Origin of the sequence: Flavobacterium aquaticum (genome assembly GCF_003259835.1) — a bacterium.
In the GTDB taxonomy this organism is placed as follows: Bacteria; Bacteroidota; Bacteroidia; order Flavobacteriales; family Flavobacteriaceae; genus Flavobacterium; species Flavobacterium aquaticum.
The window spans coordinates 99,938-121,154 of record NZ_QLMI01000003.1 but is presented as its reverse complement, the minus strand read 5'-3'; the positions used below and the strand labels follow the sequence as shown (position 1 = coordinate 121,154).

Below are 21,217 nucleotides of genomic sequence, written 5' to 3'. Positions count from 1 at the left end.
GAAAATTAGGATCGATCGAATATTACCTTCAATTAACCCTTTTTTTAGATTTAATATAATAAGCGAAAGTAAAAAAGTAATGATTAGTAGCATTTTAGAAACAAAGATTTATAATTTTAGCATACCATATTTTAATATACAATAAATTGCTCTAAAACCATCTTTCCAACCAATTTTTTTTCCTTCTTCATAAGTTCTACCGTAGTAAGAAATACCTACTTCGTAGATACGAATTTTAGGTATTCTGGATACTTTGGCAGTAACTTCAGGTTCAAAACCAAATCTTTTCTCTTGTAGCTGTATTGATTGAATGATTTTTGTGTCAAATAATTTATAACACGTTTCCATATCAGTTAAATTTAGATTGGTAAACATATTTGACAAGAAAGTAAGGAATTTATTTCCTATGGTGTGCCAAAAAAACAAAATTCTGTGCGGATTTCCACCCATAAATCTACTGCCATAAACCACATCGGCAAATCCATCTAAAACAGGTTTTAGTAATAAATTATATTCCTCAGGATCATATTCTAAATCGGCATCTTGAATTATCAAATATTCACCCGTGGCTTTTTGAATACCAGTATGCAAAGCAGCTCCTTTTCCTTTGTTAACTTCATGTTTGTAATATTGAATATTCAACTCAGGATTATTACTAATGTACGTTTTAATTGCTTCTTCTGTATTATCTTTTGAGCAATCATTTACAATAATAATTTCCTTTTCAATATTATTTAATAAAGCCACTTTTTTCAATTTATCTAAAATAAAATGAATTGTTGGACCTTCATTATAAGCAGGTATTATAATAGATAATGTTTTAATTTCTTTTATCATAATGAATTATTTTTAAAGAATACACCATCAACTTCTAAAAGTTTCCCTGTGTTTTTATCATAATAGCCACTTTCTATAGAAGTGGTATTAAAGTTGAAAGATTTTAATTTTTCTATCATTGCTTCAAAAGTGATAGCACCCTCATAAGTAGGGATTAGTGCCATTTCAATTTGTATTCCAATAATTTGTGTTAATGAATTTTTCGCACCATTGATTACCATGTTTTCGTAACCTTGGGTGTCAATTTTAAGGTAAATATTTTTGTTTTTTAGATTTAACTCACCAAAAATAGTATCTATTTTCTTAACAGTAATAGTTTCTTTATCAATGAATTTTGCATCAGGCGCACTTAGGGTTAACTGAGGTAAACTTTCTAACATTGAACTACTCACCGAATTTTTAGCAATATTAATCTCCGTTTCGCCATCAAAATCCCCTAAAGAGAAATTATAAACATCCCAATTCTTGTCATTCTTAGCTAGTTTCTCTAATTTTTTAAAGGCATCAGACGTTGGTTCAAAAGAAATAATTTTTCCATTAAATCCAATATTTCTTAGTTCGCTACCGTATTGCCCAATGTTTGCTCCAACATCTAAAACAGTATCAATGTTGTAATTCTTGAGAAGTTTAATTCTTCTATCAAGCTCTGGTGTAGGATATTTGATAATTTCAATTCCAAAAGTTGAATTAAAAAAACGCTTAATTTTGAGTAGAAAGCTCTTATTCTTGTATATAAATTGATTCATTATTTATTTAAGGATTCTGTAATTTTATAACATTTGTATGGGATTAATAGAGTCCATATCAACACAATTACAAGAGATGATAACAAAACACTATTTATTCCAAAATTCAAATCTACAAAATAATATGTAAGTGGTATTTTTAATATTAAACTTATTATTAGAATAGTAATATAAAAATTAAGTTTACCAATTCCGTTTAAGAAAAAAGTATAAAAACTAACGTAAATTTTTAAAGCGGTAACAATTGTAGTTAACAAAATTAAGTGTTCAGGTATGGCTATGTTCTCTTTTAACCAAATTGAAACAATAAAAGGGGTTAAAGTGTATAGGATAAGTAAACCGATAACAATTACAATGAAAAATTTGTTGAATTTTTTGAAGTCTTTATAAAGTTTTTCTTTCTTTTTTTCTAAATAATGCATCGCAAACATAGACCAAAGAGGTGATAATGCAGCAAAAAGAATCATAAAGGGAAATTGAAATAGTTTATTTATTACTTCATAGGCCACAATCTCGCTTGGATTTAAAATGTTAGATATGATGTAGCTATCTGAAGAAAAAATAAACAAGAATCCAATTTGAATAATCATGAATTTTATTCCCATTTTAAAGTGGGTATCAATCGAATTTATTCTTGATTTTAAGGATAAAACAATTTTTTCTAATTTAAAAAATCGGATGGTGTAATATAAATTCACTAACAAACTAGTTCCGCCATTAATTATAGAAACTAGTAAAAGTTTGTTATAATTATTTAAAAAAGAAGGGTTTGAAAAAATCACGATTAAACTAGTTAGCCCTAAAAATAACAGTTGATTTATAGCAATTGATTGTTCGGCATATTTACCTTTAAGAAAGGCAACATACAACGATTTGTGAATATTAGCTATAAAGGTTAAACAAAAAAAAACAATATTGATGAGTAGTAAACTATTAATTTCAAAATCTGATAATAATGAAATATTAAAAGATGATTTTAAATCAATAAAAAAACAAATCGAGGAAAAACTGATAAGAATTAAAACAGCAATTAAAATTGAGGTTCGATAAGTTGAATTTATTAAAGCTGATATTTTTTCTCTTTTATTTTCATGAACAAGAACTGGAATTTGGGTTTTTAAGGTACTTTGAACACCAAAATCCATCAAAAGTACCAATTGAAAAACCGTAAAAAGTAAAACCCATATCCCATATCCTTCATTACCAAGATAATCGATTAATAATCGAATAGTTAAAAATAAAGATATTCCTGAAATACCCTTATAAAAACCACTCATTATTATATGGTTATCTAGTATTTTCCTCATTTAGGTAAACATTTCAAAATTATTTTTCTGAATCCAATTTAACGTTTTTTGAATCCCTTCTTCAAGGTTCGTCTTGTGTTTCCAGCCTAGATTGTTAATTTTTGAAACGTCTAATAATTTTCTCGGAGCGCCATCTGGTTTAGAGGCGTCAAAAATTAAATTCCCTTCAAAGCCTACAATTTTCATTATTGTTTCGGCTAGTTCTTTAATAGATACATCTTCGCCCGTTCCAATATTTACGGTTTCATTACCATTGTAGTTTTCCATTAAAAACAAACACGCTTCTGCTAAATCATCTACAAATAAGAATTCGCGTTTTGGAGTTCCAGAACCCCAAATTGTAACCTCTTGTTTGTTGTTTTGTTTGGCTTCAATAAACTTACGTAGTAAAGCTGGTAAAACGTGCGAGTTTTCAAGATTAAAGTTATCGTTTACACCAAATAAATTAGTTGGCATAGCCGAAATAAAATTACAACCATATTGTTGTTTGTAAAACTGGCACATTTTTAATCCCGCAATTTTCGCAATAGCATATGCTTCATTTGTTGGTTCTAAAGAACCAGTCAGTAAATATTCTTCTTTTATAGGTTGAGGAGCAAATTTTGGGTATATACAAGAACTTCCTAAAAACAGCAATTTTTTCACATTAAAGTCATAAGCAGCTTGAATTACATTGCTTTGAATCATGATGTTATCATAGATAAAAGTTGCAGGATAGGTGTTGTTTGCATGAATACCACCCACTTTTGCAGCCGCTAAAAAAACGTAGTCAGGTTGTTCTTGACTAAAAAAATCATGAACTGCTTGTTGGTTTTTTAAATCAAGTTCTTTAGATGATTTTACAACAATATTTACAAAGCCTTTTGATCTTAAAGCTCTCACAATTGCAGAACCAACCATGCCGTTTGAACCTGCAACAAATATTTTAGCATCTTTTAGCATACGCGTGGTAATTTTACATATTCTAAGTCGTGCTTCATCATAATTTTTACTAATTCTTCTATAGATGTACGACTTGGATTCCAACCTAATTGAGTTCTTGCTTTGGTAGGATCACCAAGCAAACTCTCAACTTCTGCTGGTCTGTAATAATTTGGATCTACTTCAATTAAGGTTTTACCCGTAACTTTACAAATTCCTTTTTCATTTTCATTTTCACCTTGCCATTCAAGCTCAATACCTACTTCTCTAAAAGCTAATTCACAGAAATAACGAACCGAATATTGAATACCTGTTGCAATTACATAATCTTCTGGAGTTTCTTGTTGTAGCATTAACCACATGCATTCCACATAATCTTTTGCATATCCCCAATCACGCAAAGCGTTTAGGTTTCCTAAGTATAATTTATCTTGGATACCATGTTTAATTCTTGCCGCAGAAAGTGTAATTTTTCTCGTTACAAAAGTTTCGCCTCTTCGTTCTGATTCGTGGTTGAATAAAATTCCATTTACAGCATATATTCCATACGATTCTCTATAGTTTTTGGTAATCCAAAAAGCGTAAATTTTTGCCACCCCATAAGGAGAACGTGGATAAAATGGCGTAGTTTCTTTTTGAGGAACTTCTTGTACTTTTCCATACAATTCAGAAGTAGAAGCTTGATAGATTTTTGTTTTTTGTGTTAAACCACAAATTCGAATGGCTTCTAACAAACGTAAAGTACCTACAGCATCTGTCTCCGCAGTATATTCAGGTAAATCAAAAGATACTTTTACATGTGATTGAGCTGCTAAATTATAAATTTCATCAGGTTGAATCTGTTGAACTAATCGGATTAGATTTGTAGAATCGGTCATGTCGCCATAGTGCAACTGAATTTTTTTATCTCTGTGTAAATCACGTATTAATGATTCTATGTATAGATGTTCAATTCTTTCTGTGTTAAAAGTAGAACTTCTTCTGATGATTCCATGAACTTCATATCCTTTTTCTAATAATAGTTCGGCTAAAAACGAGCCGTCTTGTCCATTTATTCCTGTTATTAAGGCTTTTTTCATTTAAAAAAAATTATTAGCAAATATAATATAAAGCTTTAACCTAGTACTCTTTTTAAAAGAAAAAATAAAAGTATTAAATTTTTAAAAAAAGCAATATATTGCAATTGATTTAGGGTTTTAAAACAAATCATTAAAAATAATGAAAGACAAATTATTTGCTATCACTTTTTTACAAACGTCAAAAGAAGGTAATTCTTATGATTTATCCTTTTTTTGTTTGTTACTTCTAATTTGTACCATTCCATTACCAAACTTAGTTAATAATGTTATCGTAGGAATCATGGTTTTGTATTCTTTTTTTAAATGGAAAAAAAGAATATTTTACTTTACAAAAGAAATGATTTTTCCAATTCTTCTTTTCGTTTGGATGGCCATTTCTTGTGTTTGGTCAATAGATTTTTTGGAATCTTTACAAGCTTTGCCTAAGGAGAGTTCTTTACTGTTACTTCCTTTTGCATGCGCTTTAATCTTTTATCAAAACAAGGAATTATTAATTAAATTTTACAGCATATCAATTTCTTTATATGCTATTTTTTTTCTGTTGAGATCTGTTTTTCGTTTTTTTATAGAGAATAATAATGCTGTTTTTTTTGGTCATGAGTTAGTAACAAAAGATTTAAATGCCATTCATTTTTCAGCTTTTGTTAGTGTGGCTTTCTTTTATTTTTTAACTAAAGCTAATAAAGTAACAAAAGATTACCTCCAGTTGATTTTACTAGTTCTATTTTTATTGTTGTTGAATTCAAAAAGTATAATCTTAACGGATATTGTTTTAATAGGTTTGTATTTTTTCTTTTATTCAAAATCGGCTAATAAAATGAGGTTAAGAAACATAGTTTTATTGGTTTCTTTATTGTTTTCCTTTGTTTTCTTTAATAAGATTAGAGATAAAATAGAGTTTGAATTTCAATTGCATAAAGAAAACAATATCGGACATACCGTTATTCCAAAGGAAATTGTGGGTGAAAAAATTATAAGTATGAAAGAAGCATGGGAAAATGATAAATTTGAACAGAGTGATTTTTTTTCAGGGGCTTCTTTTCGAGTGTATCAGCTTAGAATGTTTTTAGAAATTATGAAAGAAGAAAATGTTTTACTTCAAGGATTAGGACTAAATGCATCGTATAAAAAACTAGAAGAAAAAGGTATGAAATATAATGTTTTTCAAGGTAATGAAACAACGGAAGGTTATCAAAAGAAAAATTTTCATAATCAATACATTCAAATTTTTGCAGAGTTAGGGTTGATTGGATTTGTTCTTTTAATCTTAACTTTGTTTCTCAATTTAAAAAATGCTGTAAATAATAAAGATTTTATACATATTGCTTTTGCAATTCTAATGATAAGCTTATTTTTGACCGAATCTTTTTTGTGGAGACAAAGAGGGGTTGTGTTTTTTACAGCTTTTTATTGTTTATTTAATATAACAAACAACGTTCAGACTAGAAAAAATTAAAATGAAAAGAATATTAATTACAGGTGCAGCGGGTTTTCTTGGCTCACATCTTTGCGATAGATTTATTAAAGAAGGTTATTTTGTTATCGGAATGGATAACTTAATTACTGGCGATTTAAAAAATATTGAACATCTTTTTAAACTTCAAAACTTCGAATTTTACCACCATGACATTACCAAGTTTGTTCATGTTCCTGGTAAATTAGATTATATTTTGCACTTTGCATCACCAGCAAGTCCAATAGATTATTTAAAAATTCCAATCCAAACCTTAAAAGTGGGTTCATTAGGAACACATAATTTATTAGGTTTAGCTCGTGTGAAAAAAGCAAGAATTTTAATCGCATCTACATCTGAAGTTTACGGAGATCCATTGGTTCACCCACAAACAGAAGAATATTATGGTAATGTAAACACCATTGGTCCTAGAGGTGTTTATGATGAGGCAAAACGCTTTCAGGAGTCTATAACCATGGCATATCATACTTTTCATGGTGTAGAAACTAGAATTGTTAGAATTTTTAATACATACGGACCAAGAATGCGATTAAACGACGGTCGTGTGATTCCAGCGTTTATAGGACAAGCACTTCGAGGTGAAGATTTAACTATTTTTGGGGACGGAAGTCAAACACGTTCTTTCTGTTATGTAGATGATCAGGTGGAAGGTATTTTCAGATTATTACATTCAGATTATCATTTACCTGTTAATATTGGGAATCCAGATGAAATTACCATTAAAGATTTTGCGGAAGAAATTATTAAATTGACAGGCACTAATCAGAAAGTAGTATATCATCCACTTCCAATTAACGACCCAATGCAAAGACAACCTGATACTACGAAAGCAAGAGAAATTTTAGGTTGGGAGGCAAAAGTGTCAAGATCTGAAGGGATGAAAATTACGTATGAATATTTTAAAACACTTTCTTCTGAAGAATTATTAAAAGAAGAACACAAAGATTTTTCAAAATATATTCATTAATCCATGCAAAAAGGAAGATATTCCAAATATATTAGACCAATTATTATTTTCATAGATTTATTAGTCATAAACCTATTGGTTTTGGTATGTCTTAGGTCTGCGATGAGTAACATTGGTTATCATTTGATTTTGTCAACCTTTTGGCTAGTTGTGGCTTATTATATTGGTTTTTATGAAGTATATAGAACCACAAAAGAAACCACAATTTTTACCAAATTACTCAAACAATTTCTTTTTATTTCGTTAATAACCTTTGCATATGTAGGGTTTAAATATAAGTTTGTAACGACTAAGGAAATTTTTACTTATATTTTAGTTTCTTTTATTCTAGTGGGTTTTTTTAAGTTTTTAGTTTTTTTTCTGCTAAAAAAATATAGAGTTCATTACAGAGGAAATATTCGAAGCGTTATTATTATTGGTTCGAAACAAAATACAGCTGAATTAGTTAATTATTTTACTCAAAATCCTTATTTAGGATATGTAATCGTTAGACATTTTGATGTTAAAAAAGATAAAACCTTATCTGTACAAAATATTTTTGAATTTATTTCAGAGAACAAGATAGAAGAAGTTTATGCATCATTGGATGACTTATCTAAAAATGAAACAGAAAATTTAATTGAATTTACCGATAATAATTTCATAACACTAAGGCTTATTCCAGATAATAAGAGTACTTTGTATAGAAATTTAGCGGTACAATATTATGGTATAATACCAATTATAGTTCTTAGAAAAATCCCATTAGAAATAGAGGTTAATAGTAGATTGAAAAGAAGTTTTGATATTGTTTTTTCTCTATTTGTAATCATTTTTATTTTATCATGGTTAACTATTATTTTAGGGTTATTAATAAAAATAGAATCAAGAGGCCCCATTTTTTTCAAGCAAAATAGACCCGGATTTAAAGAAAAAGATTTTCTATGTTATAAGTTTAGATCAATGATGATCAATAAAACTACTGAAAAAGAAGCCACAAGAAATGATCCAAGAGTAACAAAAATAGGTAAGTTTATTCGTAAAACAAGTATTGATGAACTACCACAATTTTTCAATGTTTTGCTTGGAGATATGTCTGTTGTTGGTCCTAGACCTCATTTGTGGGCTCAAAATAAAGTATATGGTACTAAAGTAAAAAAGTATATGATTCGTCATCATGTTAGCCCAGGAGTAACTGGTTTAGCTCAAGTTAGAGGTTTTAGAGGTGAAATCGAAACAGATGAAGATATGGTTAATAGAATTAAGTATGATGTTTTCTATATAGAGAATTGGTCAATATGGATGGATTTAAAGATCATTATCCAAACAGTGATAAATATCTTTAAAGGAGAGGAAAAAGCCTACTAATGAACGCTTTAGTTTCTATAATTACACCATCCTATAATTCCGCAAAATTTATTGCTGAAACCATTCAATCCGTGCAAAATCAAACCTACCAAAATTGGGAAATGATTATTGTAGATGATGGTTCATCTGATGAAACGGAAACTGTAGTTTTATCTATTATCGAAAACGATAGCCGTATCCAATTTCATAAGTTAAGTCAGAATTCTGGTCCAGCAGTAGCCCGAAATACGGGAATTGAAAAAGCCTCTGGAGATTATATGACGTTCATTGATGCCGATGATATCTGGTTCCCAACCTTCATCGAAAACAACATCAAAACCATTCAAGAAACCGGAATTCCGTTTGTGTTTTCATCTTACAAAAGAGCTAATGAGCAATTAGAATTTGTCTATTCTGATTTTATTGTTCCCAATAAAGTCTCGTATACCGATATTTTAAAGTCCAACTCAATAAGTTGTTTAACGGCATTTTTGGATATTAAAAAGTTAGGCAAAAAATACATGCCACTCATCCGAAAACGTCAAGACATGGGATTGTGGTTGAACTATTTGAAAGTAATTCCATTCGCACATGGAATCCAAGAAACGCAAGCAATTTACAGAATCAGAGAAAACTCACTTTCCAGAAAAAAATCGGATTTAATTAAATACCAATGGCAATTTTATAGAGAAGTTGAAAAGCTTAATGTTTTCCAATCCATTTATTACATGTTGCATTGGATGTATAGAGGTTTTATGAAGTATAGAAATTAATTCGTGCCAATTCGTGAAATTTGTGTTTTTTATTAACGCAAAGTTTTAAAGTTTAACGCAAAGTATGCAAAGTCTAATTAAGTTAATTAAAGAAGCTTCGCTTTGAAAGGTTTAACGTAAAGGGTAATTTGAGTTAATTCGTGAAATTCATGTTTGTTTTTAACGCAAAGTTTTTAAGTTTTTCGCAAAGTTCTCAAAATTTAATGAAGTTGATTTAAGAAGCTTCGCTTTTAAAGATTTTACAAAAAAAATAATTTGTGCTAATTCGTGAAATTTGTGTTTAAGCTCAAAGCATCGACTGAAATTGCTTCAATTTTCCTCGTTTCGTGCGTTCTAAAACTTCTTTTCGATTGTAAGTAAAATGCAATCCCGGCTCTAAATATTTCGCAATTGCTTTTTCAATTTCTTGAATTTGTTCTGAAGTCAATTCTACCGAACTCACATAATCAATTTCAAAACTATCTAATTTGGTTTGGCGTACAATAAATTCTTTTACATTTCCGTCGTCTTCAATAATACTTTTAGTAACGTAGTAAAACGTTAATCCTGGCGATTTTTTTCCACTTGGTAAAAGTGCTACATCACTAGTTCTTCCAATTAATTTTTTCAGAATTGGTTTTTTCAATGTGCTTTTTTCATCCAAAATTCCAACATCGCCAATTTCATAACGAATAAACGGATGCGCTTTGTTATACAAGGAAGTAATCACTACTTTTCCTTCTTTTCCATACGGAACGGGATGATTATTTTCATCTAAAATTTCTACAAATAAGGTTTCTGAATTCACTTGCCATTCGTCATTAATATTTTGAAAAGCAATTAAATCTAATTCCGAAGCACCATATTCATTTACAACGGGAATTCCCAAATGTTTTTCAAGCAAGATTTTGTCTTCTTCAAACAACATTTCCGAAGTCACCATACAAACTTTCAACGTTGGGCAAACATCGGTTAGAACAATATTTCTCGCTTGTAAATATTTTCCAAAAAGCACAATCGAACTCGTGTAACCATTTATATAATCAAACTTTTTCGTTTTAAAATGTTCCAAAACACCCTCTAAAACTTTATCAGATAAATCAAAAATTGGGAAACGATATCTTTTGCTTAAAAAGTCTTTCAAACGCTCTTTTCTGTACCCAATAAAATCCAACGGAATTCCATAAAATCGCGCTTGATACGACGAATTAAAATCAACACCATACCAACCAAAACGATAAATAATTGAAGCCCAAGTAATCGCATGAGCCTCTTTGTCTTTCGCGAAAACAAATGGATCACCACTCGAACCCGAAGTTTTATTTATAAAAACAGTTTTCTCAGAATAACCTTTGGAAAGTCTGTCTTTTAATGATTTTTGTAAATCTTTTTTGGTCAGAACGGGTAAATCATTCCATTTTTCAAAGCTTTCTTTTCCAACCAAATTTTGATAAAAAGCATTGTTTTTCAAATGAAATTCTACAATTTCTCGCTTTTTAGTTTCGAGATAATCCGGATAATCTGCTTCTGAAATTTGTAGAATTTTCTCAAAATCAGCTTGGGCTTTCGCTATTGGAAAACCGCTTAATTTTAAAGAAAGATGAAACAAGTTGAACATTTGTTGGAATTTATCCAAAAGTAATAAATCTGAAAATAATCTTTCTTCTTTTTTCTTTTTTCTTTCTTCCTAAGAAATAGTACTTTTGCCAAACAACATAACAACACACAAAATGACTATTTTACTACTTGGTTCTGGCGGTCGCGAACACGCACTGGCTTGGAAAATGCTTCAATCTTCAAAATGTTCTTTTCTTTTTGTTGCACCTGGAAATGCAGGAACAGCATCGATAGCAAAAAATGTAGCTTTAAATCCGAATGATTTTGAAGCGGTGAAAACATTTGTTCTTCAAGAAAAAGTAGAAATGGTAGTGGTTGGTCCAGAAGATCCATTGGTTTTAGGAATTTATGATTTCTTCAAAAATGATGCAGAAATTAATCACATTCCAGTAATCGGACCATCAAAAGTGGGAGCACAATTAGAAGGAAGTAAAGAGTTTGCCAAAGAATTTTTAGTAAAACACAACATTCCAACCGCCCGTTACGAAAGTTTCACCAAAGAAACCGTAGAGCAAGGTTGTCAATTTTTAGAAACTTTAGAAGCGCCCTACGTTTTAAAAGCAGATGGATTAGCTGCAGGAAAAGGTGTTTTAATCTTATCTGATTTAGAAGAAGCGAAAACCGAATTACGAAATATGTTAGTTGGAGCTAAATTTGGGCAAGCAAGTTCAAAAGTAGTCATCGAAGAATTCTTAGACGGAATCGAATTAAGCTGTTTCGTTTTAACCGACGGAAAATCATATAAAGTATTACCAACAGCAAAAGATTATAAACGAATCGGAGAAGGCGACACAGGATTGAATACAGGTGGAATGGGTGCAGTATCTCCAGTTCCATTTGCCGATGCAGTTTTATTAGAAAAAATTGAAACTCGAATTGTAAAACCAACCATCGCAGGTTTACAAAAAGACGGAATTGAATACAAAGGATTTGTTTTCATTGGATTAATCAACGTGAAAGGCGAACCAATGGTTATCGAATACAACGTTCGTATGGGCGATCCAGAAACAGAGGTAGTGATGCCAAGATTAAAAAGTGATTTAGTTGAAATTTTTGAAGCAATAGGAAACCAAGAGTTAGAGAAAATCACATTGGAAATAGATGAAAGAGCAGCTACAACTATTATGATAGTTTCAGGCGGTTATCCTGAAGATTATGAAAAAGGGAAAGAGATTTTCGGATTGGAAAACATCACCGATTCAATTCCATTTCATGCAGGAACAAAATTAGAAAACGGAAAAGTTGTGACTAATGGAGGTCGCGTAATTGCTGTAACTTCGTATGGAAATGACTTTCAAGAAGCCATAAAAAAATCTTATCAAAGTATAGCAAAACTACAATTTGATAAGATGTATTTTAGAAACGATATTGGTAAGGATTTATAATCCTTGCTAATATCTTAAGATTATTTTAAAAATGAGTGTGCAGTAGTATCTTGCTCATCTTCATTATTTGCTTTGAAGATGTTCAATTGCTTAATCCAATAAGTCATAGCTGCACAACAGATAATAATAAAAATCCAGTTTAAGATATTTGCAGTCCACCAATTAGTTAATTCTAGTTCTCTTAACCAATCCATTGGTAAGAATAAAAAATCTACGAAAAGTGATTGTATTCCTTCAAAAAATGATTTCATTTTGATAAAGTATTATATTTACACCACAAAAATATAAAATATTCTAATGTTAGCAAGCATTTTTAGTAAAACAAGACCATTTAATTATTTAGTAGTAGGTATTTTATCGCTATTTTTCTTTTCTGTGAAGATAATAGCGCTGGCACAATCTAATGCTAATTGGATTTACTATGCTGAAGAGTTTGGTTTATACTTACTTCTTTTTGCTTCATTATTCATTTTAAATTTCATTACGCTCAAGAACGGATTAACCAAAGGAAACAATTACGCCTTATTGTTGTTTTTTATTTTTCTTCTGTTTTTTTCGTCTATTTTCCAGAATAAAAATATCATTATTTCCAATTTCTTATTGCTTTTGGCATTAAGAAGATTAATTTCTTTGAAATCTTTATTACAAACAAAAGAGAAAATTTTTGATGCTTCATTTTGGATTTTCCTGGCAGCATTATTTCACTTTTGGAGTATTTTTTATATTATTTTAGTTTTCATTGCGGTTATTCTTCACGTTTCAAAAGATTACCGAAATTGGATTATTCCTTTCATCGCACTATTCGCGGTAACCATTTTATTTTTCCTTGCGAATAGTATTTTGGACAATACATTAATGAGTACCTTGTTAGATAAAACGTATATCAGTTTTGATTTTTATTACTTTGATAATATTTACCAACGAATTGCTTTGGCAACATTTACATCATTGAGTTTATTTGCATTTGTTTTACATGTTTTTGATGTGCCAAATAAAGCTTTGAATATGCAATCATCTCATAAAACAATTTTATTTTCTTTTATTCTTGGAGTTGGAATTTACGTACTTTCAGCCAATAAAAACAACGGAAGTTTAGCGTTCTGTTTTGGTCCTTTAGCTATTATTGGCGCAAATTTTATCGAAAAAATTGAAAATAATTTAGTGAAAGAAATTGTTGTCTATTCTTTATTGGCTTTTGGTGTTTTCTTCTTTGTAATGCAATTATAATTTAATTCCGTAAGCTAAATCTCCTGCATCACCTAAACCTGGAACGATGTAGTTGTGTTCGTTCAATTTTTCATCTAAAGCCGCTACCCATAAGTGACAATTTTCTGGAACGTTTTTTTCTAAGTATTCAATTCCTTCTGGAGTCGCGATAACAACCGCAATGTGAATTTCTTTTGGTTTTTGTTCCAAATGTAATTTATGTAAAACGGCTACTAATGATTGTCCAGTAGCTAACATTGGATCAATTAAAATCAAATTTTTTCCTTCGAAAGATGGAGCTGCTTGATATTCCACTAAAATTTCAAATTTATCATCGTTGTCATAATGATGACGATAAGCCGAAACAAATCCGTTTTCTGCATTATCAAAAAAGCTCATAAAACCTTGATGTAAAGCTAAACCAGCGCGAAGAATCGAACATAAAACTACAGGTTCGGCAATAGTTGTGGTGTGTTTGATACCAAGTGGTGTTTGCACATCAATGTTTTTGTAATCAAGTGTTTTACTTAATTCATACGCCATTATTTCTCCAATACGCTCAATATTTTTTCTAAAACGCATGCTGTCTTTTTGGATGTTTACATCACGAATTTGCGCCAAGAAATGATTAAGAATACTATTTTGCTCTGAGATATAATTAATGTGCATTGGATTTATTTTTTATTTTCAGGATAAAAGTACAAAAAATCGCTATTTTTGTATCAATTTTAAAGCTATAATTATGTTTGCTGAATTTGCATTTCCCATTTTTGAACAAAGTATCAAAACATATCACATTATTGACGATGTGTATCAACCAGTTGTAAATCCTTTCGAAAAAGGAACTATTGAATATTTGTTGTTTGCAAAAAATTGGGTAGACACGGTGCAATGGCATTACGAAGATATCGTTCGTGATCCAAATATTGATCCAGTTGCAGCTTTAGATTTAAAACGTAAAATCGATGCTTCGAATCAAGTTCGTACGGATATGGTGGAATACATCGATAGCTATTTCTTAGATAAATACAAAGATGTCCAAGTAAAACCAAATGCAAAAATCAATACGGAAAGTCCAGCATGGGCAATTGACCGTTTATCGATTTTGGCTTTGAAAATTTACCACATGAACGAAGAAGCAACTCGTGCAGAAGCAACGGCTGAACACAGAGCAAAATGTCAAGAAAAATTGAATGTATTGTTAGACCAAAAGAACGATATGTTTACTTCAATTAGTCAATTAATCGAAGATATTGAAGCGGGTGACAAATACATGAAAGTGTACAAACAAATGAAAATGTACAACGACGAGGAGTTAAATCCAGTGTTGTATCAAAATAAAAAATAGTCATCAAATTGATGTCTAAACCAAAACACATATTGGTAATAAGGCTCTCAGCCATGGGTGATGTCGCAATGACAGTTCCTGTGTTGAGAGCCTTAGTTTTGCAATATCCCGAAGTAAAAATTACGGTAGTTTCCCGACCATTTTTCCAATCATTTTTTGACGGAATTCCGAATGTGAATTTCTTTGGTGTGGATTTGAAAGAACGTCATAAAGGATTCTTAGGATTACTTCGATTATTTTCCGATTTGCGTAAATTAAATATTGATTTGGTTGCCGATTTACACAATGTACTTCGTTCTAAAGTTGTTCGAACCTTATTCGCTTTAAGCGGAAAAAAAGTCGCAGCAACCGATAAAGGAAGAGCCGAAAAGAAAGCCTTAACGAGTTTAACCAACAAAGTTTTTGCTCCAGTAAAATCAATGGTCGAAAGACATATAGAAACGTTCAAACAACTTGGATTTTCAATTGATTTATCGAATCCGCAATTTCCAGAAAAGGCTAATCTGTCGGAAGAAATCATCTCAATTACTGGAAATAAAAATCAAAATTGGATTGGAGTTGCACCTTTTGCACAATATGAAAGTAAAGTTTATCATTTGGATTTAATGCAACAAGTAATTGATGGTTTGGCTGAAAATAAAAACCAAAAAATCTTCTTATTCGGAGGTGGTGAGAAAGAAATTCAGTTGCTAAATCAATTACAAAACCAACACGAAAACGTAATTGTTTTAGCTGGAAAATTAAAATTCAAACAAGAGTTAGAAGTGATTTCCAATTTAGATACCATGCTTTCCATGGATTCTGGAAATGCACATATTGCTGCGATGTTAGGTGTAAAAGTCATTACGCTTTGGGGAGCAACGCATCCTTATGCTGGTTTCAAACCTTTCAATCAACCTGATGATTTTTGCTTGACTTCAGATAGAACTCAATATCCATTATTACCAACTTCCATTTATGGAAACAAAAAAGTGGAAGGTTATGAAGGCGTGATGAGAACGATTTTACCAACTCAAGTTATTGAAAAAATAAATTCCAATCTTACCTAGATAAAATTGGAATTTAGAATTTATTATTTGGAATTTCAACGATTATACATCATCAAAATCAATCTTAATCGTAGCTGTAGTTGGATGTGCCTGACAAGCTAATGTTAATCCTTCTGCAATTTCGGCATCGGTTAAAATTTGGTTCTTTTTCAAGACTGCTTCACCTTCTGTAATTCTACAAATACAACTGCTGCAAATTCCGCCTTGACAAGAATATGGAACATCCAAACCTTGTTTCAAAGCCGCTTCTAATAAAGTTTGCTTTTGACTCATTTCGAAAGTCGTTTCTTCATCATCAACTAAAATAGAAATTTTAGTGTGACCATCAGCGCTTGCAACGGTTTCTCCTTCGCTTGAAGAAGTAGAGAACAATTCGAATTTAATATCTGAATCTGAAATATTGTTTTCTTTCAATGTATCCGAAACCAAATTAATCATCTCTTCAGGTCCGCACAGATAGAATTTTGAAAACTCCATTTCGGCATGTTTGTTTTTCAAGATGAAATTTACGGTTGATTTATCAATTCTGCCAAACAAAGCATTATCAGCAGTGGATTGACTGTACACATATTGCACAAACAAACGTCCTACATATTGCAATTGCAAATCGTGTAATTGGTTGTGGAAAATGGTATCTTTTTCAGATTTATTTCCGTAAACCAAAACAAAAGTACTATTTGGCTCTTCTTCTAAAACTGATTTTAAAATCGAGTAAACAGGCGTAATTCCACTTCCAGCCACGAAAGCTGCATAGTTTTTCTGACGTTCTGCTTTAGGTTCGAAAGTGAATTTTCCTTCTGGAGTTCCAACTTCGATTACGTTTCCAACGGCTAATTTTTCATTCGCAAATTTTGAGAAGAATCCGTTTTGTATAGCTTTAACAGCAATTCGTAATTCGCCACTTTTTGGTGATGAACAAATCGAATACGCTCTTCTAATTTCTTGTCCGTCAAGTGTGATTTTTAAGTTTACGTATTGTCCAGCAACGAATTGATAATACGATTTTAATTCGTCTGGAACATTAAAAAGAATCGAAACTGCATCAGCAGTTTCTTTGATGATTTCTTTAATGCTTAATTTATAAAATGATGACATGTGATTTATTTTTTACAAAAATAAAAAAAAGAACCCGAAGGTTCTCAATTTATTCCATAAACAACGCTTTTAATTCCGTTGCTTCGCTTGGTTTCATTTTTCCAGCTAACACTAAGCTTAGTTGTTTTCTTCTTAATGCTGCTTCGTAACGTTGTTTTTCTAATTCGGTTTCTGGTTCAATTGGTGGAACTGGAATTGGTCTTCCGGTTTCATCAACTGCAACAAAAGTATAGATAGCTTCGTTCGCTTTATTTTTAATTCCTGATTCTCTGTCTTCAATCCAAACATCAATAAAAATTTCCATAGAAGTGTTGAATGTTCTGGAAACTTTCGATTCAACAGTTACTACACTTCCTAACGGAATAGCTCTGTTAAACGCCACGTGATTCACAGATGCCGTTACACAAATTCTACGTGAGTGTCTTCTTGCAGTAATACTCGCTGCTCTGTCCATACGCGCTAGCAATTCTCCACCAAATAAGTTGTTCAATGGATTCGTTTCACCTGGTAAAACTAAGTCGGTTAAAGTAGTTACCGATTCTGAAGGAAATTTTGGTTGCATTGTTTTTTTTACAAAGATAATGAGGTTTTCGAATATTATATGCAAAAAAAAATCCCAAAAAAGGGATTTTAATAATTATTACGCAAAGTGTTAAAAATTTATTCGATTAACAACCAAGCTTCAGCATTATGTGATTTTTGGATGTTTTTTCTTTCAGTTTGAGCCTCGTTTAAGTTTTTGAAACTTCCATAAACCACAGGGTATAAGTTGTGTTTGTTCATCGGAAGCATCTTAGCATTTTCAAAACCAGCGGCTTTTAGTTCAGTAATCGCTTTGTTAGCATTTTCTTCACTTCTATAAGCGCCAGCCACTAAATGATAAGGCATTTTTTCTTCAACAGGAGCAGCTACACTTAATTCAACCGCTTCAACCGGAGCGCTAATTACAAAAGTCGCTTGTTGAATTTGTTGTTGTACTTTTTCTTGTACATTTTTCTGAACGGCTAATGTTTTCGTTTCAATTTGTTGGTCATAATACGTTTTATAACCAAAACCACCAGCACCCAACATCACTACAAAAACAGCTACATATTTCAAATACGAGTAATCTCTTTTTCTTTCAGGAGTAAAAATAATTGGCGCTTTTTCTTCTAAAGCTTCTACTTCTTGTTTTAAAACTTCTCTTGTAATTTCAGGAGAAACAAAACTGCTCAAACCAAACGAATCCGTTAAATAATTAACGGTATTTGCTGGTTCAAAAACCCAATTCATTTCATTGTTAACCGAAATTTCGCCAATGTTTTTCAACACCACACGATTGCGGTTTTGTAACAAATACGTCCATTCGTTCACCACATCACCAATTTTGATTACAGCTAATTCATAGGACATTTTTTCTTGTAATGCCACATGATTTGCTAATAAACCATCATTGTTTTTTACATTCGCATTAAACGAAACCACTTTTTTAGGTGGAAAAAACGAACTTGCACTTCCCGTAACGTGAGCGGACACAGTTTCGGTTAAAAAAGCACCAAAGCCAGGAACAGTAACGCACTGATAACGATATAGTAAGTCGGATATGTGTTTTTCTATCTGCATAACAACAAAGTTAGATAATCAATAGCAATATCAAAATTTTATCAACAAAAATTATTAACAATTGCGATTTTAAATGTAAATAATTGGAAGCGAATGGCTTGGGCTTTCTTGATTTCCTTGTTCCTGCTGTCCGCTCTACACGGTGCCTCTCCCATCAGTCCCGAAACTTCGGGATATTTAGGTTTTCATTTTCTTTCTTGGTCTTTGTTTTCTATGTAAAATGGAATGTCTTGTGCGGTTAAGATAATTTTCTATGTTTCTATGTGGTAAAAACCTTTGGATTATTCTTAAAAACTACTATTTTTGTTCTTCAATTATACGCCAAATAAATTTTATACACGCCATGACACAGTCAGAATTGTACCACACGCTTGCGCTCATGCAAGTGGAAGGAGTAGGAGATGTAATCGCCAAAAAACTCATCCAACATTGCGGAAATGCTACAGAAGTCTTCGCTTCAAAAAAATCCCAACTTCAAAAAATTGACGGCATTGGCTCGGTTGTAATTAAAAATTTACAAGACAAATCGGTATTTGCAAAAGCGGAAGCAGAACTCAAATTCATCGCACAAGAAAACATTTCCACTACCTATTTTCAAGAAGAAAACTATCCCGAACGATTAAAACATTGTTACGATAGTCCCGTACTTTTATTCCAAGCGGGAAATATCGATTTACAGAATAGAAGAATCATTAGTATTGTCGGAACACGTCAAATTACGACGTATGGCATGGAATTTACTAAGAAATTGATTGAAGAAATTTCACCATTAAATCCAATAATTGTTAGTGGGTTTGCTTACGGCGTGGATATTTATGCACATCAAATAGCAATGGATTGTGGTTTGCAAACTATCGGCGTTTTAGCTCACGGATTGAATCAAATTTATCCGAAAACACACAAAAAGTACATGGCAAAAATGGAACAAAACGGCGGTTTTTTAACCGAATTTTGGAGTACCAGTAATCCCGATAAAGAAAATTTCATCAAACGAAATCGGATTGTTGCCGGCATTAGCGAAGCTACCATCGTAATTGAAAGCGCTGAAAGAGGCGGTTCGTTAGTTACAGCTAATTTAGCCAACGATTACAACCGAGATGTGTTTGCAGTTCCAGGAAGAACGACTGATAAATACAGTCAAGGTTGCAATAATTTGATTAAAACACAACGAGCCAATTTGCTTACTTCGGCAGCTGATTTGGTGTATATTTTGAATTGGGAATTGCAACGCGAATCTCAAAAAGTAGTACAAAAACAATTGTTCGTCACCTTAACCGAAGAAGAACAAATCATTTACGATTACCTTCAAAAAACAGGAAAAGAAATGATGGACATTATCGCCTTAGAATGTGATTTTCCTATTTATCGCATTTCTTCCATTTTGTTAAATATGGAATTAAAAGGTGTGATTCGTCCTTTGCCAGGTAAGATGTTTGAGGTGGTTTGATAAAAAAACCTCAAAATATAGACTTCTAAACTTTGAGGTTTTTTTTATTTAAAGTTGAGTTTTCTTAATAACCCAACTTCTCTCTAACTCTTTTTAAAACGCCATTTGCTACAGTACTTGCTTTTGCGGCACCTTCGAGTAATAATTTATCTACTTCTTCTAAGTTGTTGCTATAGTAATTGTATTTTTCTCTTTCGGTTTTGAATTTTTCAACGATTAATTCAAATAAAGCTTGTTTCGCGTGACCGTAGCCGTAATTTCCAGCTTCGTATTTGGTACGCAAATCGGCTACTTCTTCTGTAGAACCTAATAATTTGTATAATGCAAACACGTTACAAGTATCTGGATTTTTTGGTTCTTCAAGAGGTGTGCTATCAGTTTCAATGGTTTTGATTTGTTTTAGTAACGCTTTATCATCTAAAAAGATATTGATAAAATTGTTTCTCGATTTACTCATTTTTTGTCCGTCTGTTCCCGGAATAATCATGATTTGTTCGTCGATTTTCGCTTCAGGTAATACAAAGGTTTCACCCATTTGATGATTGAATCTCGAAGCTACATCACGTGTAATTTCTAAATGTTGTAATTGATCTTTTCCAACAGGAACGAATTCGGCATCATATAATAAAATATCAGCCGCCATTAACATCGGATACGAAAATAATCCTGCATTTACATCATCTAATCTATCCGCTTTATCTTTGAAAGAGTGCGCTAATGTTAAACGTTGGAACGGAAAAAAGCAACTCAAATACCAAGAAAGCTCAGTAGTTTGAGGAACATCTGATTGGCGATAAAAAACCACACGATTTGTGTCTAAACCACACGCCAGCCAAGCCGCCGCAACACTATACGTATTTTGTCTTAATTCTGCTCCATTTTTGATTTGCGTAATCGAATGCAAATCGGCAATGAAAAGAAAAGACTCGTTATCAGGATTGTTTGCCATTTGAATAGCAGGAATAATTGCTCCTAATAAATTACCTAAGTGTGGTGTTCCAGTACTTTGAACTCCGGTTAAGATTTTTGCCATTGTTAAGTTTTAACGCAAAGACGCAA

General features: G+C 31.6%; 21 protein-coding genes. 9 read left to right on the top strand and 12 right to left on the bottom strand.

Translation table 11 applies throughout. The features are described from left to right. Positions 1 to 108: 108 nt before the first annotated feature. Genes B0I03_RS05630 through gmd form a run of 5 tightly spaced genes read right to left on the bottom strand, consistent with a single transcriptional unit; the run spans position 109 to position 4,890 of the window. Positions 109 to 837 (bottom strand): glycosyltransferase family 2 protein, encoded by a 729-nt coding sequence (locus tag B0I03_RS05630; protein ID WP_111566489.1) that lies wholly within the window; start codon positions 835 to 837, stop codon positions 109 to 111. Then, positions 834 to 1,583, bottom strand: a complete 750-nt coding sequence (locus tag B0I03_RS05625; RefSeq protein ID WP_111566488.1) for an FkbM family methyltransferase — start codon at positions 1,581 to 1,583, stop codon at positions 834 to 836. Before B0I03_RS05625 ends, B0I03_RS05630 begins: the two co-directional genes overlap by 4 nt. After that, a complete protein-coding gene (locus tag B0I03_RS05620; protein WP_146603260.1) occupies positions 1,583 to 2,890 on the bottom strand; it encodes a lipopolysaccharide biosynthesis protein in 1,308 nt (435 codons plus the stop codon). The genes B0I03_RS05625 and B0I03_RS05620 overlap by 1 nt, the downstream gene beginning before the upstream one ends. Then, a complete protein-coding gene (gene fcl / locus B0I03_RS05615) occupies positions 2,891 to 3,832 on the bottom strand; it encodes a GDP-L-fucose synthase (RefSeq protein WP_111566486.1) in 942 nt (313 codons plus the stop codon). Continuing rightward, positions 3,826 to 4,890 carry a GDP-mannose 4,6-dehydratase gene (gmd, locus tag B0I03_RS05610; protein ID WP_111566485.1) on the bottom strand — a complete coding sequence of 355 codons (1,065 nt, stop codon included), beginning with the start codon at positions 4,888 to 4,890 and terminating at the stop codon, positions 3,826 to 3,828. Before gmd ends, fcl begins: the two co-directional genes overlap by 7 nt. Positions 4,891 to 5,029: 139 nt before the next feature. Between gmd and B0I03_RS05605 the strand changes: the two genes are divergently transcribed. Genes B0I03_RS05605 through B0I03_RS05590 form a run of 4 tightly spaced genes read left to right on the top strand, consistent with a single transcriptional unit; the run spans position 5,030 to position 9,430 of the window. Next, on the top strand, positions 5,030 to 6,346 hold the full coding sequence (locus B0I03_RS05605) for an O-antigen ligase family protein (protein ID WP_111566484.1): 1,317 nt from the start codon (positions 5,030 to 5,032) through the stop codon (positions 6,344 to 6,346). Between the two features lies 1 nt (position 6,347). Then, positions 6,348 to 7,331 (top strand): UDP-glucuronic acid decarboxylase family protein, encoded by a 984-nt coding sequence (locus B0I03_RS05600; RefSeq protein ID WP_111566483.1) that lies wholly within the window; start codon positions 6,348 to 6,350, stop codon positions 7,329 to 7,331. A gap of 3 nt (positions 7,332 to 7,334) precedes the next feature. Then, entirely contained in the window at positions 7,335 to 8,678 is a 1,344-nt protein-coding gene (locus tag B0I03_RS05595) for an undecaprenyl-phosphate glucose phosphotransferase (protein ID WP_111566482.1), read from the top strand. Next, positions 8,678 to 9,430, top strand: a complete 753-nt coding sequence (locus tag B0I03_RS05590; RefSeq protein ID WP_111566481.1) for a glycosyltransferase family 2 protein — start codon at positions 8,678 to 8,680, stop codon at positions 9,428 to 9,430. The genes B0I03_RS05595 and B0I03_RS05590 overlap by 1 nt, the downstream gene beginning before the upstream one ends. Positions 9,431 to 9,716: 286 nt before the next feature. Here B0I03_RS05590 and B0I03_RS05585 read toward each other — a convergent pair whose 3' ends face one another. Next, positions 9,717 to 11,027 (bottom strand): phenylacetate--CoA ligase family protein, encoded by a 1,311-nt coding sequence (locus tag B0I03_RS05585; protein ID WP_111566480.1) that lies wholly within the window; start codon positions 11,025 to 11,027, stop codon positions 9,717 to 9,719. A 112-nt stretch (positions 11,028 to 11,139) separates the two neighbouring features. On the opposite strand from B0I03_RS05585, the gene purD reads away from it, so the two are divergent. Beyond that, entirely contained in the window at positions 11,140 to 12,411 is a 1,272-nt protein-coding gene (gene purD / locus B0I03_RS05580) for a phosphoribosylamine--glycine ligase (protein WP_111566479.1), read from the top strand. 20 nt (positions 12,412 to 12,431) lie between these two features. Here the strand turns inward: purD and B0I03_RS05575 are convergent, their stop codons facing one another. Continuing rightward, positions 12,432 to 12,662 (bottom strand): DUF6341 family protein, encoded by a 231-nt coding sequence (locus tag B0I03_RS05575; protein ID WP_111566478.1) that lies wholly within the window; start codon positions 12,660 to 12,662, stop codon positions 12,432 to 12,434. A gap of 46 nt (positions 12,663 to 12,708) precedes the next feature. On the opposite strand from B0I03_RS05575, the gene B0I03_RS05570 reads away from it, so the two are divergent. After that, positions 12,709 to 13,638 carry a DUF6427 family protein gene (locus B0I03_RS05570; protein WP_111566477.1) on the top strand — a complete coding sequence of 310 codons (930 nt, stop codon included), beginning with the start codon at positions 12,709 to 12,711 and terminating at the stop codon, positions 13,636 to 13,638. On the opposite strand, the gene upp is transcribed toward B0I03_RS05570, so the two are convergent. Next, a complete protein-coding gene (gene upp / locus B0I03_RS05565; RefSeq protein ID WP_111566476.1) occupies positions 13,633 to 14,286 on the bottom strand; it encodes a uracil phosphoribosyltransferase in 654 nt (217 codons plus the stop codon). The genes B0I03_RS05570 and upp overlap by 6 nt on opposite strands. A 73-nt stretch (positions 14,287 to 14,359) precedes the next feature. On the opposite strand from upp, the gene B0I03_RS05560 reads away from it, so the two are divergent. Both B0I03_RS05560 and B0I03_RS05555 read left to right on the top strand, forming a co-directional pair. Continuing rightward, positions 14,360 to 14,965, top strand: coding sequence for a DUF4254 domain-containing protein (locus tag B0I03_RS05560; RefSeq protein WP_111566475.1), 606 nt, complete (start codon positions 14,360 to 14,362; stop codon positions 14,963 to 14,965). Positions 14,966 to 14,976: 11 nt separating this feature from the next. Continuing rightward, positions 14,977 to 16,014 carry a glycosyltransferase family 9 protein gene (locus tag B0I03_RS05555; protein ID WP_111566474.1) on the top strand — a complete coding sequence of 346 codons (1,038 nt, stop codon included), beginning with the start codon at positions 14,977 to 14,979 and terminating at the stop codon, positions 16,012 to 16,014. 42 nt (positions 16,015 to 16,056) lie between these two features. On the opposite strand, the gene B0I03_RS05550 is transcribed toward B0I03_RS05555, so the two are convergent. From B0I03_RS05550 to B0I03_RS05540, 3 genes are all read right to left on the bottom strand, one after another. Next, positions 16,057 to 17,109: a ferredoxin--NADP reductase gene (locus B0I03_RS05550; RefSeq protein ID WP_111566473.1), complete on the bottom strand. Its 1,053-nt coding sequence runs from the start codon at positions 17,107 to 17,109 to the stop codon at positions 16,057 to 16,059. Positions 17,110 to 17,158: 49 nt separating this feature from the next. Then, positions 17,159 to 17,671, bottom strand: a complete 513-nt coding sequence (locus B0I03_RS05545; protein WP_111566472.1) for an acyl-CoA thioesterase — start codon at positions 17,669 to 17,671, stop codon at positions 17,159 to 17,161. Between the two features lie 98 nt (positions 17,672 to 17,769). After that, on the bottom strand, positions 17,770 to 18,711 hold the full coding sequence (locus B0I03_RS05540; protein ID WP_111566471.1) for an HU domain-containing protein: 942 nt from the start codon (positions 18,709 to 18,711) through the stop codon (positions 17,770 to 17,772). Between the two features lie 343 nt (positions 18,712 to 19,054). Here B0I03_RS05540 and dprA point away from each other — a divergent pair, with 343 nt between their 5' ends. Further along, complete coding sequence (gene dprA, locus B0I03_RS05535; RefSeq protein WP_111566470.1) at positions 19,055 to 20,158, top strand: DNA-processing protein DprA; 1,104 nt, start codon at positions 19,055 to 19,057, stop codon at positions 20,156 to 20,158. A gap of 64 nt (positions 20,159 to 20,222) precedes the next feature. Here the strand turns inward: dprA and trpS are convergent, their stop codons facing one another. Next, entirely contained in the window at positions 20,223 to 21,191 is a 969-nt protein-coding gene (gene trpS / locus B0I03_RS05530) for a tryptophan--tRNA ligase (RefSeq protein WP_111566469.1), read from the bottom strand. Positions 21,192 to 21,217: the final 26 nt, after the last annotated feature.